Source organism: Pseudomonas sp. CP-1, from assembly GCF_021213715.1.
Taxonomy (GTDB): domain Bacteria; phylum Pseudomonadota; class Gammaproteobacteria; order Pseudomonadales; family Pseudomonadaceae; genus Pseudomonas; species Pseudomonas aeruginosa.
In genome coordinates this window covers 465324-491436 of the sequence record NZ_JAJQKY010000004.1, presented here as the reverse complement: position 1 = coordinate 491436, position 26113 = coordinate 465324, and the positions used below count along the sequence as shown (strand labels likewise).

Annotated in this window: 22 protein-coding genes; 11 read left to right on the top strand and 11 right to left on the bottom strand. The window is 67.4% G+C overall.

The annotated features are described in order from the left end of the window. On the bottom strand, nt 1-2978 hold a 2978-nt coding region (locus tag LT948_RS11745; RefSeq protein WP_232197077.1), incomplete at its 3' end, for an Ig-like domain-containing protein. Between the two features lie 499 nt (nt 2979-3477). On the opposite strand from LT948_RS11745, the gene LT948_RS11740 reads away from it, so the two are divergent. Together LT948_RS11740 and LT948_RS11735 are read left to right on the top strand one after the other, a co-directional pair. After that, nucleotides 3478-4500 (top strand): transporter, encoded by a 1023-nt coding sequence (locus tag LT948_RS11740; RefSeq protein WP_003088098.1) that lies wholly within the window; start codon nt 3478-3480, stop codon nt 4498-4500. Nucleotides 4501-4560: 60 nt separating this feature from the next. Continuing rightward, nucleotides 4561-5352 carry an EcsC family protein gene (locus tag LT948_RS11735; RefSeq protein ID WP_003106675.1) on the top strand — a complete coding sequence of 264 codons (792 nt, stop codon included), beginning with the start codon at nt 4561-4563 and terminating at the stop codon, nt 5350-5352. 126 nt (nt 5353-5478) lie between these two features. On the opposite strand, the gene lasA is transcribed toward LT948_RS11735, so the two are convergent. From lasA to fan1, 8 genes are all read right to left on the bottom strand, one after another. After that, nucleotides 5479-6735, bottom strand: coding sequence for an elastinolytic metalloprotease LasA (lasA, locus tag LT948_RS11730; protein WP_009314581.1), 1257 nt, complete (start codon nt 6733-6735; stop codon nt 5479-5481). Between the two features lie 283 nt (nt 6736-7018). Then, nucleotides 7019-7444 carry a hypothetical protein gene (locus LT948_RS11725; RefSeq protein ID WP_003088094.1) on the bottom strand — a complete coding sequence of 142 codons (426 nt, stop codon included), beginning with the start codon at nt 7442-7444 and terminating at the stop codon, nt 7019-7021. A 282-nt stretch (nt 7445-7726) separates the two neighbouring features. After that, complete coding sequence (acpP, locus tag LT948_RS11720; protein WP_073657182.1) at nt 7727-7966, bottom strand: acyl carrier protein; 240 nt, start codon at nt 7964-7966, stop codon at nt 7727-7729. A 167-nt stretch (nt 7967-8133) separates the two neighbouring features. Next, on the bottom strand, nt 8134-10464 hold the full coding sequence (gspD, locus tag LT948_RS11715; RefSeq protein WP_073657181.1) for a type II secretion system secretin GspD: 2331 nt from the start codon (nt 10462-10464) through the stop codon (nt 8134-8136). Further along, complete coding sequence (locus tag LT948_RS11710) at nt 10451-10978, bottom strand: type VI pilus biosynthesis protein (RefSeq protein ID WP_003113617.1); 528 nt, start codon at nt 10976-10978, stop codon at nt 10451-10453. The genes gspD and LT948_RS11710 overlap by 14 nt, the downstream gene beginning before the upstream one ends. A gap of 141 nt (nt 10979-11119) precedes the next feature. Then, nucleotides 11120-11329 (bottom strand): hypothetical protein, encoded by a 210-nt coding sequence (locus LT948_RS11705; RefSeq protein ID WP_003088087.1) that lies wholly within the window; start codon nt 11327-11329, stop codon nt 11120-11122. Nucleotides 11330-11418: 89 nt separating this feature from the next. Then, nucleotides 11419-13695 (bottom strand): ATP-dependent DNA helicase, encoded by a 2277-nt coding sequence (locus LT948_RS11700; protein ID WP_003088085.1) that lies wholly within the window; start codon nt 13693-13695, stop codon nt 11419-11421. Further along, nucleotides 13688-15367 carry a nuclease Fan1 gene (gene fan1 / locus LT948_RS11695; protein ID WP_033957483.1) on the bottom strand — a complete coding sequence of 560 codons (1680 nt, stop codon included), beginning with the start codon at nt 15365-15367 and terminating at the stop codon, nt 13688-13690. Before fan1 ends, LT948_RS11700 begins: the two co-directional genes overlap by 8 nt. Nucleotides 15368-15500: 133 nt before the next feature. Here fan1 and LT948_RS11690 point away from each other — a divergent pair, with 133 nt between their 5' ends. The 4 genes from LT948_RS11690 to modC all read left to right on the top strand — a co-directional run bounded on the left by LT948_RS11690 (nt 15501) and on the right by modC (nt 18808). Continuing rightward, the gene (locus LT948_RS11690; protein WP_073657180.1) at nt 15501-16151 is read left to right on the top strand and encodes a TetR/AcrR family transcriptional regulator; all 651 of its coding nucleotides are present in this window, start codon (nt 15501-15503) and stop codon (nt 16149-16151) included. 115 nt (nt 16152-16266) lie between these two features. Continuing rightward, entirely contained in the window at nt 16267-17022 is a 756-nt protein-coding gene (gene modA / locus LT948_RS11685) for a molybdate ABC transporter substrate-binding protein (protein WP_003117674.1), read from the top strand. 12 nt (nt 17023-17034) lie between these two features. Then, complete coding sequence (modB, locus tag LT948_RS11680; RefSeq protein WP_003088068.1) at nt 17035-17721, top strand: molybdate ABC transporter permease subunit; 687 nt, start codon at nt 17035-17037, stop codon at nt 17719-17721. A gap of 1 nt (nt 17722) precedes the next feature. Further along, nucleotides 17723-18808 (top strand): molybdenum ABC transporter ATP-binding protein, encoded by a 1086-nt coding sequence (modC, locus tag LT948_RS11675; protein WP_073657178.1) that lies wholly within the window; start codon nt 17723-17725, stop codon nt 18806-18808. Nucleotides 18809-18829: 21 nt separating this feature from the next. On the opposite strand, the gene LT948_RS11670 is transcribed toward modC, so the two are convergent. After that, a complete protein-coding gene (locus tag LT948_RS11670) occupies nt 18830-19657 on the bottom strand; it encodes a class I SAM-dependent methyltransferase (RefSeq protein ID WP_003132742.1) in 828 nt (275 codons plus the stop codon). A gap of 85 nt (nt 19658-19742) precedes the next feature. Between LT948_RS11670 and LT948_RS11665 the strand changes: the two genes are divergently transcribed. Together LT948_RS11665 and LT948_RS11660 are read left to right on the top strand one after the other, a co-directional pair. Continuing rightward, nucleotides 19743-20630: a LysR family transcriptional regulator gene (locus LT948_RS11665; RefSeq protein WP_003088060.1), complete on the top strand. Its 888-nt coding sequence runs from the start codon at nt 19743-19745 to the stop codon at nt 20628-20630. Nucleotides 20631-20638: 8 nt separating this feature from the next. Beyond that, nucleotides 20639-21460 carry an aminoglycoside phosphotransferase family protein gene (locus LT948_RS11660; protein WP_003088058.1) on the top strand — a complete coding sequence of 274 codons (822 nt, stop codon included), beginning with the start codon at nt 20639-20641 and terminating at the stop codon, nt 21458-21460. On the opposite strand, the gene LT948_RS11655 is transcribed toward LT948_RS11660, so the two are convergent. Further along, nucleotides 21461-22915, bottom strand: a complete 1455-nt coding sequence (locus tag LT948_RS11655) for a TrkH family potassium uptake protein (RefSeq protein ID WP_003088056.1) — start codon at nt 22913-22915, stop codon at nt 21461-21463. Nucleotides 22916-23092: 177 nt separating this feature from the next. Here LT948_RS11655 and LT948_RS11650 point away from each other — a divergent pair, with 177 nt between their 5' ends. The 3 genes from LT948_RS11650 to LT948_RS11640 all read left to right on the top strand — a co-directional run bounded on the left by LT948_RS11650 (nt 23093) and on the right by LT948_RS11640 (nt 26029). Next, nucleotides 23093-24016, top strand: a complete 924-nt coding sequence (locus LT948_RS11650) for a DUF808 domain-containing protein (protein WP_003088054.1) — start codon at nt 23093-23095, stop codon at nt 24014-24016. Nucleotides 24017-24362: 346 nt separating this feature from the next. Then, nucleotides 24363-25805: a cytochrome-c oxidase, cbb3-type subunit I gene (gene ccoN, locus LT948_RS11645; RefSeq protein ID WP_003139901.1), complete on the top strand. Its 1443-nt coding sequence runs from the start codon at nt 24363-24365 to the stop codon at nt 25803-25805. Nucleotides 25806-25807: 2 nt separating this feature from the next. Beyond that, nucleotides 25808-26029, top strand: coding sequence for a hypothetical protein (locus LT948_RS11640; protein ID WP_003108719.1), 222 nt, complete (start codon nt 25808-25810; stop codon nt 26027-26029). Nucleotides 26030-26113: the final 84 nt, after the last annotated feature.

Sequence of the window (26113 nt, the reverse complement as noted above, 5' to 3'; positions counted from 1 at the left end):
CCGTCGGTGAGAATCACCGTGCTGCCCGGCTCGGCGGTGCCGCTGAGGCTGCTGCCATTGCTCAGGTTGACGGTCGGCGTGGCCGGCGCCACGCCATCGACGGTGGTGCTGCCCTGGCCGCTGGTGTTGCCCGCCGGATCGGTGGCCGTGGCGTTGACCACGGTTCCATCCGCCAGCGGCGTGGACGGGGTGAAGCTCCAGTTGCCGCTGCCGTCGGCGGTGACCTGCCCGATCGGGTTGCCGCTGCCATCGGTCAGAGTCACGCTGCTGCCCGGCTCGGCGGTGCCGCTGAGCGTGGTGCCGTTGCTCGGGTTGACCACTGGCGTGACCGGGGCTACCGAGTCCACGGTGACACTGCTGCCCGCACTGGTGTTGCCGGAGGCGTCGGTGGCCGTGGCGTTGACCACGGTGCCGTTGGGCAACGGCGTGGTCGGAGTGAAGCTCCAATTGCCGCTGCCGTCGGCGGTGACCTGGCCAATCGGGTTGCCGTTGCCGTCGGTCAGGGTCACGGTAGCGCCTGGCTCGGCGGTACCGCTGAGCGTGCTGCCGTTGCTCGGGTTGACCACTGGCGTGGCTGGCGCCACGGCATCCACGGTGATGCTGGCCGGCGAGCTGGCGTTGCCGGACGGGTCGGTAGCCGTGGCGTTGACCACCGTACCGTTGGGTAACGGCGTGCTCGGGGTGAAGGTCCAGTTGCCGCTGCCGTCGGCGGTGACCTGCCCTATCGGGTTACCGTTGCCGTCGGTCAGGGTCACGCTACTGCCCGGCTCGGCGGTGCCGCTGAGGGTCGTACCGTTGCTCGGATCGACGGTGGGCGTGGCCGGCGCGACGGCATCCACGGTAACGCTGGCCGGCGGACTGCTGTTGCCGGCGGCATCCCTGGCCACCACGTTGACCACGGTACCGTCCGGCAACGGGGTGGACGGCGTGAAAGACCAGTTGCCGTTGGCATCGGCGGTGGTCTGGCCGATCGGATTGCCATTGCCGTCGGTCAGGGTCACGCTGCTGCCCGGTTCGGCAGTCCCGCTGAGTTCGCTGCCGTTGCTCGGCTCGACCACCGGCGCGCTCGGCGCCACGCCGTCGACGGTGATGGAGGTCGCCGGGCTGCTGTTGCCGGCGGCGTCCCTGGCCACCACATTGACCACGGTGCCATCCGGCAGTTGGCTACCGGGGGTGAAGCTCCAGTTGCCGTTGGCATCGGCGCTGGTCTGGCCGATCGGATTGCCGTTGCCGTCGGTGATCACGATGGTCACGCCCGCTTCCGCCGTACCACTGAGGACGCTGCCGTTGCTGGCATTGACCTGGGGCGCGTCGGGGAAGTCGGGGGCTTCGGCGGTGACCGGGGTGCTGCTGTTGCCGGCCGGGTCGGTAACGATCACCGTCACCGTCTCGCCATTGGTCAGCGGCGGGTTCAGCGGGACCTCGAAGTTGCCGTCGGGACCGACCACCACGGTGGTGTCCGGCTGGCCGTCGCCATCGGTGTCGACACCGACGGTGGCGCCCGGCTCTGCGTTGCCGGTGACGCTGCTGCCGTCCGGCGCCACCTGCACGTCGGTGGCCGGCGCCGGGGCGGTGGTGTCCGGCGCCTCGACGGTCACCGGGGTGCTGTTGTTGCCGGCCGGGTCGGTAACGATCACCGTCACCGTCTCGCCATTGGTCAGCGGCGGGTTCAGCGGGACCTCGAAGTTGCCGTCGGGACCGACCACCACGGTGGTGTCCGGCTGGCCGTCGCCATCGGTGTCGACACCGACGGTGGCGCCCGGCTCTGCGTTGCCGGTGACGCTGCTGCCGTCCGGCGCCACCTGCACGTCGGTGGCCGGCGCCGGGGCGGTGGTGTCCGGCGCCTCGACGGTCACCGGGGTGCTGTTGTTGCCGGCCGGGTCGGTAACGATCACCGTCACCGTCTCGCCATTGGTCAGCGGCGGGTTCAGCGGGACCTCGAAGTTGCCGTCGGGACCGACCACCACGGTGGTGTCCGGCGCATCGACGGTGACCGGGGTGCTGCTGTTGCCGGCCGGGGCGGTAACGATCACCGTCACCGTCTCGCCATTGGTCCGCGGCGGGTTCAGCGGGACCTCGAAGTTGCCGGCGGGACCGACCACCACGGTGGTGTCCGGCTGGCCGTCGCCATCGGTATCGACGCCCACCGTCGAGCCGGGTTCGGCCTTGCCGATGACGCTGCTGCCGCCTGGCGTCACCTGCACGTCGGTAGCCGGCGCCGGGGCGGTAGTGTCCGGAGCGGTGACCTGGGCCGGCGGGCTGGCGTTGCCAGCCGGGTCGGTGACCACCACGGTGACCGTCTGGCCATTGGTCAGCGGCGGGTTCAGCGGAGCGGTGAAATTGCCGTTGGCATCGGCGATCACGGTGAGGTCCGGCTTGCCGTCGCCATTGGTATCGATGCCGACGCTCGCGCCGGCCTCGGCCTGGCCGCTGATGCTGCTGCCGTCAGGCGCTATCTTCAGGCCGCTGGCCGCCTTCGGCGGAGTGGTGTCCGGGGGCACCGAAGAACCGCCGCCGCCACCGCCGCCGCTGCTGTTGGAAATAGCCACCCCGGCGCCGATGGCCGCCGCACCGACCAGCAGCGCAGTCCCTGCGCTCATGCCACCGAGCACACCGGCGCCGGTCAGCGACTCGAAACCGGCCAGGCTTTCCTGCGGGATGTAGCCGGCCATCAGCGGCCCGTCGGCGGCGACCGGCGGCAGGTCTACCGCCACCAGCTTGTCCTTGTCGGCCAGGAACAGCTGGCTGGAAGGCTGGCCTTCCGCATAGAAGTTGGCGATCCGGACGCTTTCCCCGGTCTTCAGCTGGACGATCAGGTCCGAACCGCTCTTCGAGTATCCCGCCACCGACTCCGGTGCGACATCGAGCGCGATATTACTGCTCTGGGAGAGTTTGAGTATCCCGTTTTCCGGAACCTCGACGGCAGCCGCAGAAGAAATACTCTGATCGATAGGGGTAACTTTCGCCTGGATCGACATTTCCGACATTCCTCTTGTCAAGCAGCGACCGAACGGCCGCACCATGTAATCCAGAAATAGCAGCTTTTAAATAAAAGGCGAGTCTGACTTTATATATAACGACTAAGAAAACCCCCATGAAAAATTCAATTTAGATAACCCCTGGAAAACATGCAGCCATTTAGCCATCACACGCCTATCTAATTGATAAACAATATATAATCAAAAAGTTATAATACTTTATAAACAACCCCCATCACCTGGCACAGCAAATCGACTAAATAACCCAGCGGGCAAATATCAGAACTCTACGATGCGTATTTCATAAAAACCGGGAGAAATGAAATAGCACTTCCCGGCACCTCGTAGTTCGTCGGCGCGAGGCGACGGCAAGACGCCCCCGACAGTTCCAACGGAAAGCATCGCCGGGCATCCCGCGAAGCGGCCTTCATCGTCCTGCAATCAAAGCGTCATCGTCACGATGCCAAGTTATCCAACCGATCCTCTCCCGCGAGCGACCATGCATCACGGTATCTCCCCGCCCCAGGACGCCGACCTGTTCGGCCTGATCTACGGTTTCCGTTTCCGCCCCGGCGAAGCGGGGCGGGAAATCGACTCGGCCACCGCCCTCGCCTGCCTGCGGCAGGCTCGCGAGGAGGCGCCGGACGAGTTCCTCTGGCTGCACCTGAACCTCGCCCATGCCGCCTGCGAGCGCTGGATGAAGAAGCATCTGGAACTGCCGGAGTATTTCTTCGAAAGCCTGCGCGAAGGCTCGCGCTCGACGCGCATCGAACATGTCGACTCGGCGCTGCTGGCAGTGGTCAACGACGTGGTCTTCAACTTCGGCCTGGTCTCTTCGGACGTCGCCACCCTGTGGGTCTGCGCCCGTGGCCGGCTGCTGGTCAGTGCACGAGCGCAACCGCTGCGCTCGGTGGACAAGCTGCGCTCTTCGGTGAAGCACGGCGAACCTTTCCGTTCGCCCCTGCAGTTGCTGATCCACCTGTTGCGCGACCAGGGCGACGTGCTGACCCAGATCGTCCGCGAAACCAGCGTCGCAGTGGACCGCATTGAGGACCAGCTACTGGCCCTGCGCCTCTCCGCCAACCGCGCCGACCTCGGCGCCATGCGGCGCGTGCTGGTACGCCTGCAACGCCTGCTGGCGCTGGAGCCCGGTTCGCTGCTGCGCCTGCTCAACCGACCCCCGGAATGGCTACAGGATGCCGACCTGCGGGAGCTGCGCGAAGCCACCGAGGAGTTCTCCCTGGTGATCAGCGACCTGACCGCCCTGGGCGAACGGATCAAGCTGCTGCAGGAAGAGATCGCGGCCAAGCTCAACGAACAGAACAACCGCATCCTCTTCACCCTGACCATGGTCACGGTGCTGGCCCTGCCGATCAACATCGTCGCCGGCTTCTTCGGCATGAACGTCGGCGGGATTCCCTTCGCCGACGATCCTGAAGGCTTCTGGATCATGCTCGTGCTGGTCGCCAGCTTCACCTTCCTCGCCGGCCGCTGGGCCTTCCGCAAGCGCGGCGACTATTGAGCGTGGACAACGCCGGCGGACAGTGGTTAGGTTGACCGACCACCGTCAGCCGGACCTTCCATGAGCCTTTCCCCCGCCGATCTCAAGCAACTCCAGGCCGCCAAGAACCTGCTGGAGAACCCTGGACTCACCGCGCAACTCACCAGCCTGCTGGGCACGCCGATCGAATACGGCCTGAAGAAGCTGCCGCGGAAGGTCAACGAGAAGCTCGGTTCGGTGATCGAGGGAGCGCTGCTGAAAGTCGCCCGCTCGGCCACCGCCACTCTCCAGGAAAACGCCAGCGGTCAACCGGCGAACCGCCTGCATACCCTCGGCGCCGCCGTTTCCGGTGGCGTCGGCGGCTTCTTCGGGCCGCTGGCGATGCTGGTCGAGGTGCCGGTCACCACCGGCATCATCTTCCGTTCCATCGCCGACATCGCGCGCAGCGAGGGCGAGTCGATCAGGGACATGGACACCCTGATGGCCTGTATCGAAGTCTTCGCCCTCGGCGGCAAATCCGCCTCGGACGACGCGTCGGAGTCCGGCTACTACGCGGTGCGTACGGCGCTGGCCCAGCAGGTCAAGGCGGCCGCCGACTTCCTCGGCAAGGACGCCGGCAGCAAGAAGGCCGCGCCCATGCTCCTGGCCCTGGTGCGCAAGGTCGCCGAGCGCCTGGGCGTGCAGTATTCGGAAAAGCTCGCGGCGCAGATCGTGCCCATCGTCGGCGCCCTCGGCGGCGCGGCGATCAACACGGTGTTCATGAACCATTTCCAGGCCATGGCGCGCGGTCACTTCGTCGTCCGCCGCCTGGAGCGCCACTACGGCAAGGATGTGGTTCGCGACGCCTACGCCCTGCTACCACGGCGCGGCTGAGCATGCCGGCCCACGCGGTCAGCCTGGCGCCGGGCGCGGCGGCAGCGACGCGCCCGGTGTTCAGCGCCGTTTCGCTCGCGGCGGAGCCTCGCGCGGAGCCCGGCTGGAGCCGGGCCCCGCGCCGACTCAGAGCGCCAGGCCGGGGTTGTACAACGGGCGGAAAGCGCAATGGGTGGTGCCGGCGCTCTGGTTGTAGAAATAGTAGCGGCGACAATCGTTGTCGTAGTTGCTGGTGCCAACGTTGATCCGGTACGGACCGAAGCTGGCTCCCTGCAGGGAAACGAAGGCGCCGTTGTAGAGCAGCGAGAAATGCAGGTGCGGTCCGGTGGAGCTGCCACCCTCGCAGAGCGCGGTGTTGATGTTGCTGGCATAGACGCCGAGCTTGGTGTCGGCGCTGACCTGCTGGCCGTTGCTCACCTGGATCTGGTCCATGTGGTAGTAGTTGGTCGCCCAGCCGCTGGGGTGGGTCACCCGTACCTGGCAGCGCGACAACACCCGTACCGTGCCGGCGTGGGCGGCGACCACGCTGTAGGTCGCACTGCCCCAGCGCGGCCAGTCGTAGGACGCATCGAAGGACGAGTACGGATAGCCCGAGCCGGTGTTCGAATGCGCTCCGTTGGGCTGCCAGGAATAGCCCTGGCGCCAGGGCAATTGCATCAGGTTGGATGGCGGCGCCAGCGCGGCCTTCGCCTGGAGTTGCCGAGCCACGCGGTTGCGCGGCTGCAGGAGTTCCGCGGCCGGGGTGCCGAACAGGCGCTGGAAGGTCTGCGCGTAGGCGCCGAGCGGATTGCCGCCTTGCACGGCGGAGGCCTTCGCCCCCTCTCGCAACAGACCGAGCAGCGCGGCCGATGCCGCGTTCAGGCCGTCCTCGCCGACGGCCTTGCGCGCAGCCGCCTGGCGCAACTGGTATTCCTCGAAACCGTAGTAGCGCCGCGACAACTGCTGCAACACGTCGCGTACCTGGGCATCGAAGCCGCGTTTCGCCGACAGCCGCCCCAGCGGCGCCGCCAAGGCGCGCTCGTCCGGCGCACCCAACGGCCCGGACTGCATGGCCATCAGGGTCAGCAACACTTTCGGGTTGATGCTGTAATAGCCGCTCCAGTGCTCCAGGTATTCGCTTTTGTCGCGCAGCGCCGGCGCGTTCAAGGCCAGATAGGCCTCGAGGTCGAACGCCTCGGCGTCGCGACCGTAGAGGAACAGTTCGTCATTCAGCGGCAGGGCCACGCTGGGCAATTGCAACTGGCCGAGTAGCTCCGCCGAATAGCGGAAGGCCGGCAGGCCATCGTCATGGGCGTTGGCCGTGCCGCCCACGGCGAGCGCCAGCAGGGCGAAGAGGAACGGCGAGCGCGGGCTCGCCAGGGCGCGGGATCTTTTGTGCTGCATGGGTAGCTCCTGGTCATCGAAGGGAAACCTTGAAAGCCAGCAGCCCGGCGACATCGCCTCCGACGGGATAGCCTGGTCCGCTCCGCCGGTATTTCGCCCAGGCCGGGTTGCACGCCGCAGGACCGTGCAACGCCGTCACCCGGGAAGACAACTATCAGCTTTTGCAGTAAATCCGGTGCCCCGCTCCATCCGGCGGTAAAGCGTGCGGCAGCGCACCACAACCGAGCCGAATCGATCACAGAACGCCAGGCGCCGGAAATACTTCGATACAGTCTGCGGGCGCTCAGCGTTCCTCGGTGGAGGAGCCGTCGAGCGGATCGCGACGTGCCAGCTCGGCTTCGTCAAGGCCGTGGCCAGCGCCGATCTCGTTGCCATGCACAACCCTCAGGCGCTTGTCCGCGGGCGATTCGCCACCGCGCTCGGCCGGCGAGCGGGCGCCGCTTTCGTCGATCAGGGTCTCCGGCGCCAGATCGTCCATGCCGACGTTATCCTGGTAACCGTCGTCCTCGTCCGGCTGCCCGCCGGCGTGGCCCGCCTCGCGTACCCGCCGCGGGGAAAACTCGGCTTCCACCTCGGCCTCGGGCCGCTCGTCGCCGATCCGTGCCTTGCGCGCCTGGCGGCGCTCGTCGAAATCGAGTTCGCGTATCGAACCCATGCGGTCCTGAATGTCGTCGATTTCCTGGGGTGTGGTTTTCCGTCGTGTAGCCATGGCGACCTCCGTTACGAATGGCGAGCGCGCACCGCGAATGGCGCAACGCCCCTGTCCGGTCGACCGGCGAGGCGCCGGAAGATTCAGGAAATCCAACCGACGGCGGCTGCCTCGCTACCACGGTGGCGGGCAAAAAAAAGCCGGATCGGCCCGGGGCGGGCTGGACGATCCGGCGTAATCGAAGCGCGGGACGTCGCGCACCTTGCCGCCGGCACGGGCGGGAGGTGGCGCACAGCGTTTCGCAGGGAATGACCACGGCATCGGCCGGTGGTCCAGGGGGAGTCAGGTCGGCACGGCTTCCTCGAGATAGTCGATGGCCTGGCGCACGGTCTCGATCCGTTCCGTATCGTCATCGGCGATCTCGACGCCGAACTCCGCTTCCAGGGCCATGACCAGTTCGACCACCTCGAGCGACTCGGCACCGAAGTCGTTACGGAAATCGCTGTCCAGCCGGATGTCGCATTCCTCCACGCCGAGCCGGGCGGCTACCAGCTTCCTCACTCTGGTCTCGATGTCGTCCATGCATTGCGGTCCCACTGCCCGGCCCTGGAAAAAAGTGCGGCTACTAAAGCCTCCGTCCCCGCCAGCGACAACTGCCAGATCTGGCAGTGGCGCTGCGCCGGAGCGCGGCCGCCGCAGCGCGCCGGTCAATCCGGTGGACGGACCGCGACGCGAGGATTCGAAGTCCGTCACAGGGCGCTTCCCGGCGTATGCGCAACCACCCGCGCCTTCCCTCGCGGCAGGCTTTCGGGCAGTTCCGCCAGGGCCCGGCGTGCCTGCTCCGGGTCGAGGTAGTCGCCCCGCTCCACCGCGAACAGCTCCTGGCCATCGCGCAGTTCGCGGCGCAAACGCAACGACAGGCCCGGATGCCGCTCGATCAGCGCGCGCATGAAGGCTTCGCTGCTGCCCTCGACCAATCGCACGGCGTAGCGCTGGGGTGACGGCGGCTGCGGCGCGTGCGTGCCCTGGCGAACCTCCAGCACCTCGCCGCCGCGGCCGTCGCCCAGGGACGCCGGGTCCGCCAGGCGCGGCTTCTCCATCAGCACCGGGGCTGGAGCCGGATAGCTGCGCGGCGAGCCAATAGGTGCCGGTGCGACCTGGGCGGCGGGACGCAGGTCGATGGCGCCGGCATCCTCGAACAGCGGGCGTACCGGTTCGCCGGCAGCACCGCGCAGCAACTGGATGGAACGGTAACGGCCATGGCTGATGCGCTCCAGGCCGGCGGCATCGCGGACGATGCTCGGTCGCAGGAAGACCATCAGGTTGCGCTTCACCCGGGTCTCGCGGGACGAGCGGAACAGCCGGCCGACGCCGGGGATGTCGCCCAGCAGCGGTACCCGCGAATCGCTGCGCAGCAGGTCGTCCTGGATCAGTCCGCCGAGGACGATGACCTGGCCGTCGTCGGCCAGTACGGTGCTCTTGATCGAGCGCTTGTTGGTCACCAAGTCCACCGCCTTCGCCGCCAGGGTGGCGGTTGGCGCGATGGAGGATATTTCCTGCTCGATCTCCAGGCGCAGCATGCGGTCCTCGCCGATGTGCGGCGTGACCTTGAGGGTCACCCCGATATCCTTGCGCTCGACAGTGGTGAACGGATTGCTCGAACCGCTGGCGCTGGTGGTGTAGCTGCCGGTCTGGAACGGCACGTTCTGGCCGACCAGGATTTCCGCCTTCTGGTTGTCCAGGGTCAGCAGGCTCGGCGTCGACAGCAGGTTGCTGCGGCTATTGCGGCTCAGCGCGGTGACCAGTGCGCCGAAATCGCGACTGCCGAGGCCGACTATCGCACCGTCGGGCAGCTCTGCCGGCGGCTTGCCGGCCTGCAACGCGCCTAGCAGGGTGCCGATGGACAACCCGCTGTCGGCGAAGCCAGCGCCGCCGGCGACATGCCCGCTACGCAGCGCCCATTGCACCCCGAGGGCGTCGCCGATCTCGCCGGACAGCTCGACGATCGCCGCCTCCACCAACAGTTGCGCACGCGGCACGTCGAGCTGGCGGACGATGTCCTCGAGCAGACCGACATCCTCCGGGTCGGCGAGGATCACCAGGGCATTCAGCGATTCGTCGGCGCGCACCAGCAGGCCGCGCTTGCCGCTTCCCCGGCCATCCTGGCCCCGCTCGCCGTGCAGCGATTCGCCGATCTCCCCGAGGGTGGCGGCGAGGGTCTTGGCGTCGCCATGGCGCAGGCGGATCACCCGGCTGTTCGCCGACCGCGACGAGGGGACGTCGAGCGACTGCGCCAGCCGCAGCAAGCGCGCTCGCGCCTGCGGCGGCCCGAGCAGGACCAGGCGGTTGCTGCGGCTGTCGGCGAGGACCTGGACGGTGGCGGCGCTCTTCCCGGCGGCCGGGGTGACGCTGCGATCGAGCACCTCGGCGATTTCCGCGACCCAGGCATGGCGCATGTCGTAGATGCTGTAGTCATGTTCGCCGGCCCGGTCGAGGCTGCGCACGATCGCCTCGATGCGCTCGATGTTGGCGCGGCGGTCGCTGACGATCAGCGCGTTGGCCGACGGCACGGCGGCCAGATGGCCATGGGCCGGGACCAGCGGCCGGATCATCGGGATCAGTTCCGCCACCGAGGTCTGCTGCGCCTGGACCACCCGCGTCTCCAGGCTGCCCGGCCCATCGCGGACGGTCTTCTGCGCGGCGTCCTGGCGTGCCTCCATGTTCGGCACGATACGCGCCTGGTCGCCCTGCGGCAGCACCGCGTAGCCATGGGTGGCGAGCACCGAAAGGAACAGTTGGTAGACCTCCGCCAGGCTGAGCCGCGCCTGGGATACCACCGTGACCCGTCCCTTCACCCGCGGATCGACGACGAAGGTCTGGCCGCTGATGCTCGATACCTGCTCGATGAAGTCGCCGATCTCGGCATCCTTCATGTTGATCGTCCACTGCTCTTCCTCTTGCGCGGCGGCAGTCGCGGCAGGTGCCGGATGGACCGGCGGCGCCAGGCCGAGGACGGCCAGCGACAGGACCAGGAACAGCGGAGACAGGCGCTGGGCGGAACGGGTACTACAACGTGGCATGGGTGGTTTCTGCCCCTTCGGCTTTGGGGAAATACAGACGTTCTTCATAACCCTGGTCGCGCAGCACCACATGGTCGCGATGAACCGCCAGCAGCACGGTGCCGGGGCGCACTTCGGCGCCCGGTAGGAAGCGCTGCGAGCGCCCGGCCACCGCGATCAGCGCCGCCGAGCGGTCCTCGCGACGCGCCAGGAAGCAGGCCAGCAGGCGTAATTGCAGACGCTCGCCCGCCGTCGCGCCGCGCGGCGACGGAGCGCCACCGAACAAGCCGGCTAACGCCGCGCGCGGGGCCGCTGAAGGGTTAGCTGGCGGCGCCGGGGCCGCTGCGGCGGGCAATTCCGCCAGCTCGCGGCGCAGCGAGCGCGTCTGGCTGGCCAGGCTGGCGCTGAGCAACGCCAGCAGCAGCACGCAAAGCACAGCGGGCGCATGCCCGGCCAGGCTGCGCAGGGAAACGAAAGACGATGGAAGGTGACGCGACATGCAGCAGGCGGATTCCGGCAAACGGGCGCGCTGCATCGACGCGGCTCGCCCAGGGGCGGCGAGCATAAGGGATGGGGCTGCGACCTACGGCCGCGAAAGGGCAAAACTGTTAAGGCTGCCCGCTTTGATCCTTCGTGGCGGGAACTGGCCCACAAAACGCCAGGCGCGGGAAAGGCCTCAGCGCTTGCCCATCGAACGACGGGTACCGCGCGGCGCCATGCCGGGACGCTGGCCCTTGTCGTGGATCTTCCGCTGCGGATAGAGCTGGGCCTGGTTCTTCTTCGCCAGGGCGGCCTTCAGCAACGCGCTGGCGTCGCTCGGCGCGGCCTGGGCCGGAGCGTCGTCGGAGGAAAGGGCCTGGGGAAGAGCGTCGGGAGCGGAAGCCATGGCGTATCCGGATCGGGGGAAATCGTGGGGACGCGATTATACATGGCTGCCCGGCTGTCCGGCAGCACCTGCCGGCGTATCGCCACCGGTCAACGCAGTTGCCACCAGCCCGGTAGCAACCGGCGTACCCTGGCCTGAGCGAAACGGTCGTCGATCAGGTGCACCACGCCGCGATCGCTGCGGCTGCGGATCACCCTCCCGGCGGCCTGGACCACCTTCTGCAGTCCCGGATACAGGTAGGTGTAGTCGTAGCCGTCACCGAACAGGCGCTGCATGCGCAGGCGGATCTGCTCGTTCACCGGATTCACCTGGGGCAACCCGAGGGTGGCGATGAAGGCGCCGATCAGGCGCTCTCCAGGCAGGTCGATGCCTTCGCCGAAGGCACCGCCGAGCACGGCGAAGCCGATGCCCTCGCCGCCCGCGACGAAGCGTTCGAGGAAGGCCCGGCGCTCCGCCTCGTCCATCCGTCGCGTCTGGCTCCAGCACGGCACCCACGGGTATGCCTGGCGGAAGACGTCCAGCGTCTGCTGCAAGTAATCGAAGCTGCTGAAGAAGGCCAGGTAGTTGCCCGGCCGCTGGCGAAACTGCTCGCCGAGAATCGCCGCGATGGGCGCCAGGGAGGCCTGACGCTGCGCATAGCGCGTGGAAACCCGACGCTGTATGTGCACCTCCAGTTGCTCGGCGCTGAATGGCGAGTCCACTTCCAGCCAGGGCGTGCCCGCCGGCAGGCCAAGCAGGTCGGCGTAATAGTCGCGCGGCCCGAGGGTAGCGGAGAACAGCACGGTGGAGCGGCTGGCGGCGAAGCGCTCGGCGAGAAACGCCGCCGGCACCACGTTGCGCAGGCACAGCCGGGCCAGGCTGCGGCCGTTGCGGCCTGGGCGCTTCTCGATGTCGAACAGCGAATGCTCGCCGAACAGCTCGGCGAGACGGCCGAACTGCAGGATCGCGAAGTAGAACTCCTGCAACGCCGGCTCCAGCGCCTGCGGTTGCTCGGCGAGCAGGTCGTTGATCGCCGCCACCGCGTTCTGCAAGGCCAGGAGCAGCTTCTGCGGTGGCTCGTCGTAGGCCTGGTAGTCGTCCGCCTGGGTCTTGCCCAGTTCGTTCCAGGCACGCTGGATGCGCTCCAGCGGTTTCCTCAGGGCCTCCGGGGCGGTCTTGCGCACACCGAGGAAATCGCCCTGGTCGAGTTCGGCGGAATACATCCGCCGGCCGCGCTCCACCAGGTTGTGCGCCTCGTCCACCAGTACCGCCACCCGCCACTGGTTGACCTGGGCCAGGCCATGGAGCATGGCGCCGAGGTCGAAGTAGTAGTTGTAGTCGCCCACCGCCAGGTCGCACCAGCGCGCCAGTTCCTGGCCCAGGTAGTAGGGACAGACCCGGTGCGCCAGCGCCACCTCGCGCAACCGCGCCTGGTCCAGCCAGCGCGCCTCCACGGCGGCGGCGCGGGCCGCCGGCAGGCGTTCGTAGAAGCCCTGGGCCAGGGGACAGGATTCGCCGTGGCAGGCCTTGTCCGGGTGCTCGCAGGCCTTGTCCCGCGCCACCAGTTCCAGCACCCGCACCGGCAGTCCGCCGGTCTCCCCTTCCAGGCTGCGCAGGGCATGCAGCGCGAGGGCCCGGCCCGGGGTCTTGGCGGCCAGGAAGAACAGCCGGTCCAGGCGCTGCCCGGGCATCGCCTTGAGTTGCGGGAACAGCGTGCCGATGGTCTTGCCGATCCCGGTCGGCGCCTGGGCCATCAGGCAACAACCGGCGGAGGCGGCCTTGTACACCGCCTCCGCCAGTTGCCGCTGGCCGTGGCGGAATTCGGCGTGGGGAAAGCGTAACGCGGCCAGTTCGCGGTCGCGCCGCTGGCGGTGCGCCAGTTCCTGCTCGGCCCAGGCGAGAAACGCCTGGCACTGGCTCTCGAAGAACAGCCGCAGCTCGTCGGCCCGCACCCGCTCGACGAAGCGGGTCTCCTTCTGGCTGCCGACCTCCAGGTAGACCAGCGCCAGTTCGACTTCCTCCAGCTTCCGTTCGGCGCAGAGCAGCCAGCCGTAGACCCTGGCCTGGGCCCAGTGCAGGTGCCGGTGGTTGGCCGGTTGCAGGGCGAGGTCGCCGCGGTGGGTCTTGATTTCCTCCAGGCAGTTCGCCTGCGGATCGTAGCCATCCGCCCGGCCGCGCACCTGCAAGTGACGGTAGCGTCCGTCCAGCGCCACCTCGCGCTGGTAGTGAGCGGGGCGCCGGGAGGTCACCAGGGTATGTCCGGCGATGCCTTCCAGGGCGCTGGGCGACGGGGTGAAGCGCAGGTCGAGGTCGCCGCGCTTGGCGCTGAACTCGCAAAGCGCGCGCACCGCCACCTGGTACAGCGCCTCGCCGCCCTGCTCAGTCATCGACATGCCAGCGCACGTAGCAGACCGCCACCGGCATCTCCCGCTCGCGGCAGAATTGCAGCCAGCGCAACTGGTTGTCCTGCAGGCGGTCGCCCGGTCCCTTGACCTCGACCATCCGGTAGCGACGCTGCGCCGGCCAGAACTGGATCAGGTCCGGCAGGCCGGCGCGGTTGCCCGGGATATCCTCCAGCAGGCGTTCGAACCAGGCGCGCAGGTGGGCCGCCGGCAGGCAATCGAGCGCCTGTTCGAGCAGTTCCTCGCCAAGCAGCTCCCAGTAGACGAAGGGCGACTGCAGGCCGAACTTGTCGCGGTAGCGACAGCGGATCGCGTCGCGGTAGCTGCCGTCCTCCAGCCGCCCCAGGCAGGCCTCGAACAGGGCGGCGCGGCGATGGCGGAAGTCGGCGCTGTGCAGGTCCGCCGGCGCGCTGTGGAAAGGATGGAAGAACGCCCCGGGAATGGCGGCGAAGATCGCCTCCCAGCAGAGCAGCCCGAACAGCGAATTGATCAGGCCGTTCTCGACGTAGTGCACCGCGCAACCGGGCTCTTCCAGGTGCTCGCGGACCGCCCCCTCGACGCTACAGGGTTCGCTCGGGAACGCCAGGCACAGGTCCAGGCGGTCGATTTCCGGAGCCGCCGCCCGCGCCTGTCGCGGCAGGCCGAGCTTGCCTTGCAGGCGCGGCAGCAATCGGGCCAGGCCCTGGCGTTCGGCGTCGCTTTCCGGCGCACAGCTGGCCTCCCGCGCCAATGCATGGGCTTCGGCGAAGCGCTCGCCGCGTTCCAGGCTACGAATCGCCCGCAGGCGCGCGCCGGGGTGGCTGGATTGGCGATAGAGCCGCTGGGCCAGGTCGAAATCCCGCTGCTTTTCGCAGTGCTGGGCGAACTGGAACAGCAGCTTGACCCGCCGCCCTTCCAGCCAGGGATTGGCGTAGGGTTCGCCCGGCAGGCCGGCGAGCAGTTCCTCCAGCGGCTCGCCGAGGTCGAAGCGCTGTCGGCAGTCGAACAGGTGGAGATAGGCGTCGACGTCGGCGCGCAGGCGAAAGCCGCGGGAATCGGCGGAAAACTCGACGCTTTCGTAACGATAGATACCCAGGTCGGCAAGGACGAACTCCGACCAGTCCTGCCACAGGTTGCCGAAATACATCAACCGCAAGCGGTCGCAGAGCGCCATGCAGCGCAACTCGTAGACCGGTTCGGCGAAGTCGGCCTGCCACTCGGCGAGCCGCCGCGCCTCGGGGAACAACGGCTGGAGCCGTTCCAGCAGCGCATCCTTGCGCAGGTTCGCGCGCCCGAGATGGTCCCTGAACAGCTGCGACAACTCATCCTTCTTCAGCAAGCCGAACAGTTGCGCCAGTTCCAGGGCCGGCTGCGCGTCCACCCAGCCCAGTGCCAACAGCGGTTGCACGGCGGCGCGCGTGTCGCCGATCTCGGCATAGGCCAGCTTGCCTTCGCGGAACAGCGTGCCCTTGCGCATCACCATGCGCACCAGCAGGGCTTGGCTGGCCTCGGGCAATTCGGCGAACGCGGCGATGAAGGCACGTTCCTGATCGTCGAGCAGATCGGCATAGCGTTCGCCGATCCAGGCGAGCACCGCGCGGAAGTTGTGCAGGTAGTAGAAGGGTTCGGGAAGCGCTGGGGAATTCACGGGAAGCGGAGCCTGGTACTGTTCATGCATACAGATACCAGCGCCCCCACGGCTTGGCAATGCGCATCCGATCAAGCGTCGCCGGCCTGGCGACGACTATCCAGGCACAAGGCATTCGTTATATAAAAATATTAACAACGAAACCTGCCCCGTATCGGTCCCGATGAAGAAGATCCGCCAACGCAACCTGCAACTGATCCTCGACGCCGCCTGCGAAGTCTTCGCCGACTGCGGCTTCAGCGCCGCCCGGCTCAGCGACGTCGCCGAGCGCGCCGGCGTGGCGAAGGCCAACGTGCTCTATTACTACCGCTCCAAGGCGCAACTCTACGAGGCGGTGCTGGACAGCATCGTCGAGCCTCTGCTGGAAGCCTCCCGGTCATTCGCCGGTGACCAGCCGCCCGCCGAGGCGCTACGCGCCTACGTCGACAACAAGATGCGCATCGGCGCCGAGCGGCCGCACGCGGCCAGGGTCTTCTCCTGCGAGATCATGCGCGGCGCGCCGCGCATGCCGGCGGCGCTGCTGGAACGCCTCGACGCCCAGGCGGAACGCAACGCCGAGCGCATCCGCCAGTGGATCGACGAAGGCCTGCTGGCGCCGCTGGATCCGTACCACCTGCTGCTCAACCTGTGGGCGATGACCGAGTCCTATGCCCTTGGCGGCTGGCAACTGGCGCGCCTCACCGGCCAGGCCGGGCTGGACGCGAGCGACTACCGGCAGGCGGCGGAAAACATCGTCCGCCTGGTCTGCGCCGGCTGCCTGGCACTCCCCGGCGAGGCCGCGCCGCGTCGGCGTTTCCGCGCGCTGGCCGGCTGAGCGACTTGCGCCGGATCAATTTCCGCGTAGCGCTATATTCCAAAAGCCATAGCGAACCCCTAAGCTTGCGCCAGCCCCGTCCGCCAACTTCGTTCGCCCCCCACAGGAGCACTCCATGACCACCCGCCTGCCCCAGCTATTGCTCGCCCTCCTCGCCAGCGCCGTATCCCTGGCCGCCAGCGCCGACGAGGTGCAGGTCGCCGTCGCGGCCAACTTCACCGCGCCGATCCAGGCCATCGCCAAGGAATTCGAGAAAGACACCGGGCACAGGCTGGTCGCCGCCTACGGCGCCACCGGCCAGTTCTATACGCAGATCAAGAACGGCGCGCCGTTCCAGGTCTTCCTCTCCGCCGACGACAGCACTCCGGCGAAACTGGAGCAGGAAGGCGAGATCGTGCCCGGCTCGCGCTTCACCTATGCCATCGGCACCCTGGCACTCTGGTCGCCCAAGGCCGGCTACGTCGACGCCAAGGGTGAGGTGCTGAAGAGTGGCAGCTTCAGGCACCTGTCCATCGCCAACCCGAAGACCGCGCCCTACGGCCTCGCCGCCACCCAGGCGATGGACAAGCTCGGCCTCGCCGCCACGCTCGGGCCGAAGCTGGTGGAAGGCCAGAACATCAGCCAGGCCTACCAGTTCGTTTCCAGCGGCAACGCCGAACTGGGCTTCGTCGCCCTGTCGCAGATCTACAAGGATGGTAAAGTCGCAACCGGCTCGGCCTGGATCGTTCCCGCCGAGCTGCACGACCCGATCCGCCAGGACGCGGTCATCCTCAACAAAGGCAAGGACAACGCCGCCGCCAAGGCCCTGGTCGACTACCTGAAGGGCGCCAAGGCCGCCGCGCTGATCAAGTCCTACGGCTACGAACTCTAAGGCGGGACCTGCATGGCGTTGCCACTCGACAGTACGGACCTGGCGGCCATCTGGCTGACCATCGAGCTGGCTTCGCTCACCACCCTCCTCCTGCTGCTGATCGGCACGCCCATCGCCTGGTGGCTGGCGCGCACCCGCTCCTGGCTGAAGGGGCCGATCGGCGCGGTGGTGGCCCTGCCGCTGGTGCTGCCGCCGACGGTGATCGGCTTCTACCTGCTGGTCAGCATGGGTCCCAACGGTTTCATCGGCCAGCTCACCCAGAGCCTCGGTCTCGGCACCCTGCCCTTCACCTTCGCCGGCCTGGTGGTCGGCTCGGTGTTCTACTCGCTGCCCTTCGTCGTGCAACCGTTGCAGAACGCCTTCGAGGCGATCGGCGAAAAACCGCTGGAGGCTGCCGCGACCCTGCGCGCGAGCCCCGTCGACCGTTTCTTCAGCGTGGTCCTGCCGCTGGCCCGGCCGGGTTTCGTCACCGCCGCGATCCTCGGCTTCGCCCATACCGTCGGCGAGTTCGGCGTGGTGCTGATGATCGGCGGCAACATCCCGGAGAAAACCCGCGTGGTCTCGGTGCAGATATTCGATCACGTCGAAGCCATGGAATACGCCCAGGCCCACTGGCTGGCCGGCGGCATGGTGGCGTTCTCCTTCGTCGTCCTCCTCGCCCTCTATTCGGGCCGGCGCCGCCGGCCGGGCTGGGCCTGAGATGGATGGCCTGCGCCTGCGCTTCCGCCGCGCCTACCCCGGCTTCGAACTGGACATCGACCTGGCTCTTCCCGGTCGTGGCGTGACCGCTCTGTTCGGCCATTCAGGCTCCGGCAAGAGCACTTGCCTGCGCTGTATCGCCGGCCTGGAAAAGGCCGCCGAGGGCGAGGTGACGATCAACGGCGAGACCTGGCAGGACAGCCGCCGCAACCTCTTCGTCGCGCCCCACCGACGTGCCCTCGGCTACGTGTTCCAGGATGCCAACCTGTTCCGCCACCTGACGGTGCAGCGCAACCTGGCCTTCGGTCTCAAGCGCATCGCCGCCGCCGAACGCCGCGTCGAGCTGGAACAGGCCTGCGCCCTGCTGGGCATCGAGCACTTGCTGGAACGCATGCCGGAACGCCTCTCCGGCGGCGAGCAGCAACGCGTCGGCATCGCCCGGGCCCTCCTCACCAGCCCGCGCCTGCTGCTGATGGACGAGCCGCTGGCATCCCTCGACCTGAAGCGCAAGGGCGAGATCCTGCCCTATCTCGAACGCCTGCACGAGGAACTGGACATCCCGGTGCTCTATGTCAGCCACTCGCCGGACGAAGTGGCGCGCCTGGCCGATCACCTGGTGCTGCTGGAGAACGGCAAGGTCCGCGCCAGCGGGCCGATCGGCGAAACCCTGGCGCGAGTCGACCTGCCGCTGGCGCTGGACGACGATGCCGGGGTGGTGATCGAAGGCACGGTCAGCGACCACGACCCGGCCTACGGCCTGCTGACCCTGGTCCTGCCCGGCAGCGCGCTGCAAATGCGCGTCGCCCACGCCCCGCTGGCCCCCGGCAAGCGCCTGCGCTTCAAGGTACAGGCGCGCGACGTCAGCCTGAACCTGCGCGACGACGCCCAGAGCAGCATCCTCAACCGCCTGCCGGTACGGGTCCTGGAATTGGTCGATACCGACACCGCGGCCCACGTACTAGTGCGCCTGGATGCCGGCGGCAATCCGCTGCTGGCGCGGATCACCCGTTACTCGCGGGACCAGTTGCAACTACGACCCGGCCAGCTGTTGTGGGCGCAGATCAAGTCGGTGGCGGTGCTCGCCTGACCCCGGCCTCGCCTGCGGCGCCTAGACCCTGGGCCAACGGTAGCGGATCAGCCGCCCCATCCGCCGCAGGAAGGCGAAGCCGTTGTAGATCGGCAGCATCAGCCGCGACGACTGCGGCAGCTTGGCAACGTCCTGCGGGTCATAGTCGGTGACCTCCTCGATGAAGCGCAGGGCCGGATGCCACCGCTCGAGTTCGCGCGGGTCGTCGATGCTCCAGTACACCTGCGCCCCGGTCTCGCGCAGCGGCGGATACAGGCGCAGCAGCATGATGCCGAGGCGGCCGTAGCCGTCGAACAGCAGCTCGCCGCTACCCAGGTGGTCGACCAGGCGTTCCACCAGGCGTCGCACCTGGGACTCCCGCAGATAAGGCATCAGCCCCTCGGCCAGGACCAGGGCGGGCCGCTCGCGCGGCACCCCTTGCAGCCAGCCGTCGTCGTCCACCGAGTGGCGCAGCGCCCGATAGGCGCCGGCGCGCGGCGGGTAGAGCCGCTCGCGCAGGTCCATGACTTCCGGATAGTCAAGGTCGAACCAGGGCAGCTCGGCCGGCGGATCGACCCGGTAGATACGGCTGTCCAGGCCGCAACCGAGGTTGAGCACCTGCCCCTCGGGATGGCGGCCGAGGAAGTCGCGGCAGGCCTGGTCGAAGTAATGCGAGCGCATGGCCAGGGCCCGTTCGTTGCCCTTGCCGAGGGCGACCCTGGAGAAGTCGAAGTCGATCTGCCGCACCGCCTCCTCGGCGAAACGGTCATGGAGGATGGAATCGTCCAGGCGGCTATCCAGCGCCTTGGCGTAGAGGGTGATCAGGAGCGTCTGCTTTTCTCCGGTGAGGGTGATGCGGTGGCCGGGCATGAAAACCTCCTGCGGGCACGCGTGCCTCTTCAGTCCTTGCCGAAAACATCGCTATGCTTCGGCAATGATTGCCCTGGAGTCACGAATGAAAGCCAACTCCGATGAACTGCAAAGCTTCGTCAGTGTAGTCGACAGCGGTTCCATCAGCGCCGCCGCGGAACAGATGGGACTGACCGCCTCGGCCGTCAGCCGGACCCTCTCGCGCCTCGAGCACAAGCTCGGCACCACCCTGCTCAACCGCACCACCCGGCGCATGGAGCTGACCGAGGAAGGCCGCTACTTCCTCGACCAGGCACGGCAGATCCTGCAGCAGATGGAGGCGCTCGAGGAACGCCTGGCCCTGCGCCGGCAGAGCCCCGCCGGGCGCCTGCGGATCAACGCCGCCTCGCCCTTCATGCTGCACGCGGTGGTGCCGCACATCGGCGAGTTCCGCCGGCTGTACCCGAACATCCAGCTCGAACTCAACACCAACGACCTGATCATCGACCTGTTGGAGCAACGCACCGACGTGGCGATCCGCATCGGCGCGCTCAGCGACTCCACCCTGCACGCGCGGCCGCTGGGCGCCAGCCGCCTGCACATCCTCGCCAGCCCGGAGTACCTGGCCCGCCACGGCATGCCGACGAGCATCGAGGGGCTGCGAGGGCACACCCTGCTCGGCTTCACCCAGCCCGAGCACCTCAACCGCTGGCCGGTGGTGCACGCCGACGGCGATCGCCTGGAGATCCAGCCGGATATCTCTGCCTCCAGCGGCGAGACCCTCCGCCAACTGGCCCTGAGCCACCAGGGGATCGCCTGCCTGGCCAGCTTCATGACCGACCGCGATATCCAGGACGGGCGCCTGGTGCCGCTGTTCGCCGAACAGATGAGCGAATACCGGCAACCGATCCACGCCGTCTACTACCGCAACTCGCAACTGGCGCTGCGCATCCAGTGCTTCCTCGACTTCATCCAGCAGCGCCTGGGCGCCTGAGACCGACCGTGAACGAATCCCTCGACTTCTCGCCCTACCTCGAGCGCTGGGCGTTGCAACCCGACGGCGAGCCCTTCGCCACCCACAGCAGCCGCCTGCTGCCGGTGCGCCATCGCGGCGCAGCGGCGATGCTGAAGATATCCAGTGCCGAGGAAGAGCGTTTCGGCCACGTACTGCTCAACTGGTGGGACGGCCAGGGCGCGGCCAGGGTGCTGGCCTACGACCACCAGGCGCTGCTGATGGAGCGTGCCACCGGCGGGCGCTCGCTGCTGGAGATGGTCAAGCGCGGCGACGACGACGAGGCTACGCGTATCCTCTGCCAGGCCATCGAACGCATCCATGCCCCGCGCCCGGGTCCGTTGCCGGAACTGACCCCGCTGGAGCGCTGGTTCGACTCGCTGTATGCCGCCGAGCGCCGCTACGGCGGGCTCTACGTCGACTGCGCGAACGCCGCCCGCTACCTGCTGGAGACCGCTCGCGAACAGCGCCCGCTGCATGGCGACATCCACCACGGCAATGTGCTCGACTTCGGCGAGCGCGGCTGGCAAGTCATCGACCCCAAGCGGCTCTACGGCGAGCGCGGCTACGACTACGCCAACCTGTTCACCAATCCCGACGCGAAGACCGCCCAGGCGCCCGGCCGTTTCGAGCGCCAGCTGGAGATCGTCGTCGCCGCCAGCGGCCTGCAACGCCGCCGCCTGCTGCTGTGGATCCTGGCCTGGACCGGACTCTCGGCGGCCTGGTTCGACGAGGACGGCAGCCGCGAGGAGACCGACGCCGAGCTGGCCATCGCCCGCCTGGCCCTCGCCAGCCTGTCTCGCGAAGGCTGATCAGAAGCGCCAGAACGCGCGGGTGCACAGCACCAGTACGGTGAGAATCTCCAGCCGACCAAGCAGCATGCCGAGGGTCAGCAGCCACTTGGCCATGTCCGGCAGGCTGGAAAAGTTTCCCGCCGGTCCGATAATCGGCCCGAGCCCGGGCCCGACGTTGCACACGGCGGTCGCGGCACCGGTGAACGCGGAGACCCAGTCGAGGCCGAGCATGGTCAACCCCAGTGCGATCACGCCGATGGTGATGGTGAAGAAGAAGGAAAAGGTGATCAGCGAGCGGACGATTTCCTCGTCCAGCGGATGGCCGTTGTAGCTTTGCCGGATGGTCGCCCGCGGATGCACGAGGTTCTGCAGGTTGGCCCTGAGCAACACGAAGGCCACCTGGAAGCGGAAGATCTTCAACCCACCGGCGGTGGAGCCCGAGCAACCGCCGACGAAGGTGAGGTAGAAGAACAGCATGACCGCGAAGGTTCCCCAGGTGGTGTAGTCGGTCAGGGCGAAACCGGTGGTGGTCACCACCGACGTCACGTTGACCGCCACCAGGCGCAGCGCATCCCACCAGCCGTAATCGGAATTCAGCCAGAGCCAGAAGGCGAAAACCAGCCAGGTCACCGCCAGGAAGCCGATGAAGCCATGCACCTGGTGGTCCTTGAGCAAGGCCAGGCGATGGCCGCGCAGGGTCGCGACATAGAGGGTGAACGGCAGGCTGCCGAGGATCATGAACAACACGGCGACCCAGTGCACCGCCGGTTGCGGCCAGTGCGCGAGGGAAGCGTCGGAGGTGGAGAAGCCGCCCGTGGAGATGGCGGCCATCGAATGGTTAAACGCCTCGAAGGGGGTCATGCCCGCCCACCAGAAGCACAGCACGCCCAGCAACGTAAGCGCGACGTAGACGCCGAGGATGTACTTGGCCGCCATGTGCGAGCGTGGCATCACCTTCTCGCCCCAGTCGGAGGATTCGGTCTGGAACAGGCGCATGCCGCCGACACGCAGCAGCGGCAGGATCGCCACCGCCATGCCGATGAAACCGATGCCGCCGAGCCAGTGCAACAACGAGCGCCAGATGAGGATGCCCGGCGACATCTGGTCCAGCCCGCTGAACACGGTGGAGCCGGTGGTGGTGATGCCCGACATGGTCTCGAAGAACGCATCGGTGTAGCTGATGTGCCGAGCCATCACCATCGGCAGCGCGGCGAAGGCGCAGACCACCACCCAACTGGCGGTGGTCAGGAAATACATGTGCCGGGCACGAAAATGCACGTGAGCCGGCCGTCCCGGCAAGACCAGCGCGAGGCCGGCAGCCGCGGTGAGCAGGCTCGACCAGAGGAAGGCGTCGAAATCGTCGTAGCGCTGGAAGAGCGCCAGCGTCAGCATCGGGATCAGCATGCTGGCCGCCAGGGTGACCAGGAAAAGCCCGAGGATGAATCCCACCAGGCGGAGCAGGGAAAAGCTCATTCCGTAACGACCTGTTTCAGCAGAGGCGGACAGCCGCGTATTCTAGCCGCCCACGGGGCGGCTTCGGAACCATCTCAGGGGATCGCCTATCCCAGGAATCGAAGGTTCTCTGTTCGCTGACACCGTTCCATTGTCAAATAGGCGTCTCGCGCCCCCTACCAGTAAGGAAACCCAAACATGGCCGGAGCCAGCCTCCTCACCCTCCTCGACGATATCGCCGCGGTGCTCGACGACGTCTCGCTGATGACCAAGGTCGCCGCGAAGAAGACCGCCGGCGTTCTCGGCGACGACCTGGCGCTGAACGCCCAGCAGGTCACCGGGGTCAACGCCGACCGCGAACTGCCGGTGGTCTGGGCGGTGGCCAAGGGCTCGCTGCGGAACAAGGCGATCCTCGTCCCCGCCGCCCTGCTGATCAGCGCCTTCGCGCCCTGGGCGGTGATCCCGCTGCTGATGCTCGGCGGCGCCTACCTGTGCTTCGAGGGCTTCGAGAAGATCGCCCACAAGTACCTGCCCCATGACGACGAGCACGCCGACGAGGCAGCGCTGGCGGCCAATGTCGACGTGGCTGCCCTGGAAAAGCAGAAGATCGGCGGCGCGATCCGTACCGACTTCATCCTCTCCGCGGAAATCATCGCCATCACCCTCGGTACCGTCGCCGAATCCAGCTTCACCACCCAGGTGCTGGTGCTGGTCGGCATCGCCCTGGTGATGACCATCGGCGTCTACGGCCTGGTCGCCGGCATCGTCAAGCTGGACGACGCCGGCCTCTACCTGTCCAAGCGCGACAGCGGCTTCGCCCAAGGGCTCGGCGGCGCCATCCTGCGCACCGCGCCGTACCTGATGAAAGGCCTGTCGGTGGTCGGCATGGCGGCGATGTTCATGGTCGGCGGCGGCATCCTCACCCACGGTATCCCGGTGGTCCACCACGCCATCGAACAGGCCGCGCAGAGCGTCGCCGGCATCGCCACGCTGGGCCCGTTGCTGGCGGCGATCACCCCGACCCTGCTGAACTTCCTGTTCGGCATCGTCGCCGGCGCGGTGGTGCTGGCGGGGGTGCTGCTGGTCAAGCGCCTGCTGCCGAAGAAGAAAAAGACTGGCTGAGCCTGCCATCGCCGGCAGCACCATCGCGGAGGGCGGATAGCCGCCCTGGCGCACATCCCACGAAGCGGTTGTGCGCCCTGCCCCGGAAGTCCCCCTCCGTTTCAATTCAATAATTTTGCACTGTAATAGCAACATTATTCGTTGGAGACGAATAAAGCTCCCCTCCTAGAATGTCCACCAGTGCCATGAGCCGTCTGTTCCGAGCCTTCCAGACGAAGATCCGACCTCCGCACTCCATCGACCCGGCAACGGGATACCCAGAAAAATACCGATAACCCAACGAGGACCCGAGGGTCGCGCCTGCTCGCCAGCCGGCCGGACCCCGGGGCCCGGCGTGCCAGCGACCATGAACGATACGGATAGCAGAAAAGATCCGGACGGCTACAACTACGACGTCGTCCGCCAGTTCACCCTGATGACCCTGGTCTGGGGCATCCTAGGCATGGGCCTGGGGGTGTTCATCGCCGCCCAGCTGGTCTGGCCGGCGCTCAACCTCGACCTGCCCTGGACCAGCTTCGGCCGCATCCGCCCGATCCACACCAGCCTGGTGATCTTCGCCTTCGGCGGCAGCGCGTTGTTCGCCACCTCCTTCTACGTGGTGCAGCGCACCAGCGGCGTGCGGCTGATTTCCGACGTCCTGGCGCGCTTCGTGTTCTGGGGCTGGCAGGCGGCGATCGTGGGGATGATCGTCAGCTACCCGCTGGGCTACACCACCTCCAAGGAATACGCCGAGATGGAATGGCCACTGGCGCTGTGGATGGCCATCGTCTGGGTGGTCTATGCCTACCTGTTCTTCGGCACCATCGCCCGCCGCAAGGTGAAGCACATCTACGTCGGCAACTGGTTCTACGGCGCCTTCATCATCGTCACCGCGATGGTCCATATCGTGAACCACGCATTGCTGCCGGTGAGCCTGGGCAAGTCCTACTCGGCCTATTCCGGCGCCACCGACGCGATGATCCAGTGGTGGTACGGGCACAGTGTGGTCGGCTTCATCCTCTCGGTCGGCTTCCTCGGCATGATGTACTACTTCGTGCCCAAGCAGGCCGGGCGACCGATCTACTCCTATCGCCTGTCCATCGTGCATTTCTGGGCGATCATCTCGATCTACATCTGGGCCGGTCCGCACCACCTGCACTACACCGCGCTGCCGGACTGGGCGCAGTCGCTGGGCATGGTGATGTCGCTGATCCTCCTGGCACCGAGCTGGGGCGGCATGATCAACGGCATGATGACCCTCTCCGGGGCCTGGCATAAGTTGCGCGACGACCCGATCCTGCGCTTCCTGGTGGTGTCCCTGGCGTTCTACGGCATGTCCACCTTCGAAGGCCCGATGATGGCGATCAAGACGGTCAACTCGCTGTCCCACTACACCGACTGGACCATCGGCCATGTCCACGCCGGCGCCCTCGGCTGGGTGGCGATGATCTCCATCGGCACGCTCTACCACATGATCCCGAAACTCTGGGGCCGCGAGCGGATGCACAGCGTCGGCCTGATCAACGCGCACTTCTGGCTGGCCACCATCGGCACCGTGCTGTACATCGCCTCGATGTGGGTCAATGGCATCACCCAGGGCCTGATGTGGCGGGCGATCAACGAGGACGGCACGCTCACCTACTCGTTCGTCGAGGCGCTGGTGGCCAGCCATCCGGGCTACGTGGTGCGCCTGCTCGGCGGCGCCACCTTCGCCAGCGGCATGCTGCTGATGGCCTACAACACCTGGCGGACCCTGCGCAGCGCGCAGGAGCAGCGGCAGCCGGTCCTGGCGGCCGGCCAGGGGGCCTGAACATGCTGTTGTCCCTGCTGTGCCTCTCCACCCTGGTGCTCGGCCTCGCGCTCAGCCTCGCCGGCAGTACCCGCGAGGAACGCGAGCAGGCCGCCCTGCTGCCGTTCGCCGACGATCCCGAGGCCGCCCGGCGGGTCGCCCGGGATACCGGCAAGATCTGCCGGCAGGTGGTCCGCCCCCTCGAGGAATCCCGCGAGGCCGCCGGCCCGCCGTTCCTCGCCTGAACCGACTCCATCATCCAGGGATGGATGCCTCCAGCACGAAAGTGCCTTACGGGGCCGGCAACGGCCCCTTTCTTTCGCTTCGAA